This window comes from Streptomyces murinus (genome assembly GCF_002154555.1).
GTDB lineage: Bacteria > Actinomycetota > Actinomycetes > Streptomycetales > Streptomycetaceae > Streptomyces > Streptomyces murinus.
This window is the reverse complement of sequence record NZ_MUNF01000909.1, coordinates 1-667: the sequence shown is the minus strand read 5'-3', so window position 1 is coordinate 667 and position 667 is coordinate 1. Positions and strand designations below refer to the sequence as shown.

Annotated in this window: 1 protein-coding gene; it reads left to right on the top strand. The window is 74.7% G+C overall.

The annotated features are described in order from the left end of the window. The coding region (locus CCN72_RS36480; protein ID WP_143664335.1) for a tRNA (adenosine(37)-N6)-threonylcarbamoyltransferase complex transferase subunit TsaD at positions 1–667 on the top strand (667 nt) is incomplete at both ends.

The following is a 667-nucleotide window of genomic DNA, read 5'->3' as shown; positions in this document are numbered from 1 at the left end:
GGGCCTGTCCGGCGCGCTCCAAGTGGGCCTCGCGGGCGCGAAGGGCATCGCCTACGCACTGGGCGTCCCGCTCTACGGTGTGCATCACCTGGCCGGTCATGTCGCCGCCGACCCCCTTGAGCACGGCCCGCTGCCCGACCCGTGCATGGTGCTGATCGTCTCCGGTGGCCACACCTCGCTGCTCCTCGTCCGCGACCTGGCCCGCGACCCGATCGCCCACCTCGGCGACACCCTCGACGACGCCGCCGGGGAGTGCTTCGACAAGGTGGCGCGGGTTTTCGGGCTGCCGTATCCCGGTGGCCCTGCCATCGACCGTGCCGCGCGGGAGGGCGATCCCCGGGCCGTTCCCTTCCCCCGCCCGCTCCCGGGCTCGTACGACTTCTCCTTCTCGGGGCTGAAGACGGCGGCGGCCCGCTGGGCCGAGTCCCACACCGGGCGCGAGCTGCCCGTGCACGACGGGGCCGCGTCCCTCCAGGAGGCGGTCGCCGACGTCCTGACCCGCAAAGCCGTGGCCGCCTGCCGGGAGCACGGGGTCGGCACGCTGGTCGTCGTCGGCGGGGTCGCCGCGAACTCGCGGGTGCGGTCACTGGCCGAGGAGCGCTGCCGGGCGGCCGGTATCGCCCTGCGGGTACCACCGCTGAGGCTGTGCACGGACAACGGCGCGATG